At 63.5% G+C, this 4,424-nt stretch carries 3 protein-coding genes; 1 reads left to right on the plus strand and 2 read right to left on the minus strand.

Features of this window, described 5'->3' with window-relative positions; translation table 11 throughout:
* On the minus strand, window positions 1-1,919 hold a 1,919-nt coding region (gene cysN, locus A0U87_RS25905), incomplete at its 3' end, for a sulfate adenylyltransferase subunit CysN (protein WP_137406127.1).
* The gene (gene cysD, locus A0U87_RS25910) at window positions 1,919-2,851 is read right to left on the minus strand and encodes a sulfate adenylyltransferase subunit CysD (RefSeq protein WP_276309018.1); all 933 of its coding nucleotides are present in this window, start codon (window positions 2,849-2,851) and stop codon (window positions 1,919-1,921) included. The genes cysN and cysD, both read right to left, overlap by 1 nt.
* A gap of 191 nt (window positions 2,852-3,042) precedes the next feature.
* Here cysD and A0U87_RS25915 point away from each other — a divergent pair, with 191 nt between their 5' ends.
* Complete coding sequence (locus A0U87_RS25915; RefSeq protein ID WP_048939691.1) at window positions 3,043-4,056, plus strand: aldo/keto reductase; 1,014 nt, start codon at window positions 3,043-3,045, stop codon at window positions 4,054-4,056.
* The last annotated feature ends 368 nt before the right edge of the window (window positions 4,057-4,424 follow it).

Below are 4,424 nucleotides of genomic sequence, written 5' to 3' on the forward strand. Positions count from 1 at the left end.
TTGAGCGGCATGATCTTGCGGATGATATGCTCGGCGGCCTCTTCCGGCGTCATCTCGACGGTGTTGACCCGTATCTCGGGGCTGGTGGGCGCCTCATAGGGACTGTCGATGCCGGTGAAGTTCTTGAGGCTGCCCGAGCGCGCCTTCTTGTAGAGACCCTTGACGTCGCGCGCCTCGGCGACCTCCAGCGGGGTATCGACGAAGATCTCGATGAACTCGCCGTCCGGCAGCATCTCGCGCACCATCTCGCGCTCGGCGCGGAAGGGGGAGATGAAGGCGGTCAGCACGATCAGGCCCGCATCCGCCATCAGCTTGGCAACCTCGCCGACGCGGCGGATATTCTCGATCCGGTCGGCCTCGGTAAAGCCCAGATCCTTGTTGAGGCCATGGCGGATATTGTCGCCATCGAGCAGGAAGGTGTGGCGGTTCATCAGCGCGAGCCGCTTTTCCACCTCATTGGCGATGGTCGACTTGCCCGAGCCCGAGAGACCGGTGAACCAGAGGATGCGGGGAAGCTGGTTCTTGAGCGCGGCATGGGCCTCGCGGCCGATGTCGGTCGCCTGCCAATGGACATTCTGGGCGCGGCGCAGCGAGAAGTGGAGCATGCCCGCCGCCACGGTGCGGTTGCTGATCTTGTCGATCAGAATGAAGCCGCCGAGCGTCCGGTTATCGGCATAGGGCTCGAACGTGATCGGCTTGTCGGTCGCCAGTTCGGCAACGCCAATGGCATTCAAGTCCAGCGTCTTGGCGGCCAGATGCTCCATCGTGTTGACGTTGACGACATATTTGGGCGCCTGGACGGTGGCCGACACGCTCTGCGTGCCGATCTTGAGCCAATAGGGCCGGCCCGGCAGCATCGCCTCGTCATCCATCCACACGATGGTCGCCTCGAACTGGCTGGAGACCTCCGGCGGATTGTCGGCGACGGCGATGACGTCGCCGCGCGAACAGTCGATCTCGTCGGCGAAGCAGAGCGTCACTGACTGGCCGGCAATCGCTTCGTCGAGGTCGCCATCAAGGGTAACGATGCGCGAGATGGTGCTGGTCTTGCCCGAGGGCAGCACCCGCACGGCGTCGCCCGGCTTGACCGATCCGCTGGCGATCAGGCCGGCAAAGCCGCGAAAATCGAGATTGGGGCGATTGACCCACTGGACCGGCATGCGGAACGGCTTGGCCGCCGCAGTGGTGGCATCGACCTCGACGCTTTCGAGATGCGCCATGAGCGTGGGCCCCTGATACCAGGGGGTGTTGTCGGACCGGGCGGTGATATTGTCGCCCTTGAAGCCGGAGATGGGGATCGGCGTGAAGGCGCTGATGCCGATGCTCTGCGCGAACGCGGCATAATCGGCGACGATCTTGTCGAACACGGCCTGGTCATAGCCGACCAGGTCCATCTTGTTGACGGCCAGCACGATGTTGCGGATGCCGATCAGGTGGGCGAGGTAGCTGTGGCGCCGCGTCTGGGTGAGGATGCCCTTGCGCGCGTCGATCAGGATGACGGCCAGGTCGGCGGTGGAGGCACCGGTGACCATGTTGCGGGTATATTGTTCATGGCCGGGCGTATCGGCGACGATGAACTTGCGCTTCTCGGTGGCGAAGAAGCGATAGGCGACGTCGATGGTGATGCCCTGTTCGCGCTCGGCGGCGAGGCCATCGACCAGCAGGGCGAAGTCGATCTCGCCGCCTTGCGTGCCGACGCGCTTGCTATCCGCCTGCAGCGCTTCGAGCTGATCCTCGAAGATCATCTTCGAATCATAGAGCAGCCGCCCGATCAGGGTGGACTTGCCATCATCGACGCTGCCGCAGGTGATGAAGCGCAGCATGGTCTTGTGCTGGTGGACGTCGAGATAGGCGTCGATGTCCTGCGCGATCAGCGCATCGGTCTGGTAGACGGGGTCCTGTGTGATCACGTCGGACATCAGAAATACCCCTCCTGCTTCTTCTTCTCCATGCCGGCGCCGCCGGCATCCTTGTCGATGGCACGGCCCTGGCGCTCGGATGTGGTGGTGAGCAGCATCTCCTGGATCACCTCCGACAGGGTGCTGGCCTCGCTCTCGACCGCGCCGGTGAGGGGATAGCAGCCCAGGGTGCGGAAGCGGATCGATCGCTCGACCGGCACTTCGCCCGGTTCAAGCGGGAAGCGGTCATCATCGACCATCAGCAGCATGCCGTCGCGCTCGACGGTGGGGCGCGGCGCGGCGAAATAGAGCGGCACGATCTCGATGCCCTCGAGCTGGATATATTGCCAGATGTCGAGCTCGGTCCAGTTGCTGATCGGGAAGACGCGGATGCTCTCGCCCTTGGCCTTCTTCGCGTTGTAGAGGTTCCACAGTTCGGGCCGCTGGTTCTTGGGGTCCCAGCCGTGCGACGCGGTGCGGAAGGAGAAGATGCGCTCCTTGGCGCGGCTCTTCTCCTCGTCGCGGCGCGCGCCGCCGAATGCCGCGTCGAAGCCGAACTTGTCGAGCGCCTGCTTCAACCCTTCCGTCTTCCACATGTCGGTATGGAGCGCGCCATGGTCGAACGGGTTGATGCCGCGCGCTTGGGCCTCGGGATTATGATGGACCAGCAGTTCCATCCCTGCGTCACGCGCGGCCTTGTCGCGCAGGTCGTACATCGCGCGGAACTTCCAGGTGGTATCGACATGGAGCAGCGGGAAGGGCGGCGGCGAGGGATAGAAGGCCTTCTTGGCCAGATGCAGCATCACCGCCGAATCCTTGCCCACCGAGTACAGCATCACAGGCCGATCCGCCTCCGACACTACCTCCCGCAATATATGTATACTCTCCGCCTCAAGGCGCTCCAAATGGGTAAGGTTCCGGGTCATGGGCTCGCTCGCGCCGCAGGGCGGCATAAGGGTCTATAATGTGCCGTCGAAATGACCCCGCTGCGCCCGCCGGGCAAGATTGGCTTTATTAAGCCGGGTAAACCCCATCTTCTTTCGTCCTGCCGGGTGAAGGCATGACCAAGGGCATGACAGAGCGGAGAGGCAGACCTATCTCTTGCGTCATGGACGGCCTCAACCGACAGGATGTTTCCCACCCCATGACGACCGCTCTTCCCACCCGCCGCCTGGGCGCGCTCACCGTTTCCGCCATCGGCCTTGGCTGCATGAACCTCTCCCATGCCTATCTGCCGCGCCCGTCGACGGATGAGGCCGAACGGTTGCTGCGCCATGCGCTCGATGTCGGCGTGACCTTCTTCGACACCGCCGCGCTCTATGGCTTTGGCGCCAATGAGGAATTGCTTGGCCGCACCATCATGGACCGGCGCGCCGATTTCACCCTCGCCAGCAAATGCGTGCTGGCGGAGATTGACGGCAAGCGCGGCCTCGACGGCTCGCCCCGGGCGATCACCCGCGTGCTGGAGGATTCGCTGCGTCGGCTCAGGACCGACCATATCGATCTCTATTATCTGCATCGCCTAGACCCCAAGGTGCCGATCGAGGAGTCGGTCGGCGCGCTGGTGCGCGGCGTGGAGGATGGCAAGATCGGCGCGATCGGCCTGTCGGAAATGTCAGCGGCGATGATTCGCCGCGCCCATGCGGTCCATCCGATCACCGCGGTGCAGACCGAATATTCGCCCTGGAGTCGCAACCCGGAGGTCGCCGTGCTCGACGCCTGCGCGGAACTCGGCATCGGCTTCGTCGCCTTTTCGCCGGTCGGCCGCGGCCTGCTCGCCGGCGGGGTTGGGCCACAGGGCGTGCCCGAGGGGGATATTCGCGGCGCCATGCCGCGTTTCCAGCCGCCCCACCTTGCCCATAATCTGGTGTTGGCAACGAAGCTCAAGGGGCTCGCCGACGAAGCGGGCTGCACCATGGCGCAGCTTTGCCTGGCCTGGCTGCTGTCCCGTCGCGATTTCATCGTGCCGATTCCCGGCACGACCAACATGGCCCATCTCGACGAGGACCTGGCGGCGGCCAGGCTAGATCTGCCGCGTCCGCTGCTCGATCGCGTCGACAGTCTGTTCGATTTCAGGGCGGTGTCGGGTCCGCGTTACCCGCGCGATGCGCAGGCGCAGATCGATACCGAATTGTGGGAAGGCGAGCCGCTGGCCTGATTCTCGTACCGATTCTCCCCTGATTCCCGATTCTTGCCGCAACAGGATCGGGATTCGGATGGAGAAGCGCGGAACTCGGCGCCCAATCCGGTTCCGGAAACGCATTTTTATTACAAGCGCGTGAAATCTCCGAAATGCCCGAAAGACCGGGCTTTTTACGCGACCGGGAGGGGCCGCATTCTCAACTTTCGGAGGGGAAATTCAAAAAGGGCGGAATTTCGCGGTTGACCGAATCAAATGCCCCATCTAGAGGGCTTTTCACCGGACAGGGCGGCGCTGCTGAGGCGCTTGACTGACCCGGTCGCCCACATAGACGGACACTGGTCCTCTGAACGAGAGTTTAGGGAACACTGGTTGTCCGGTTTTGA

Origin of the sequence: Sphingobium sp. MP9-4 (genome assembly GCF_005281675.1) — a bacterium.
GTDB lineage: Bacteria > Pseudomonadota > Alphaproteobacteria > Sphingomonadales > Sphingomonadaceae > Sphingobium > Sphingobium yanoikuyae.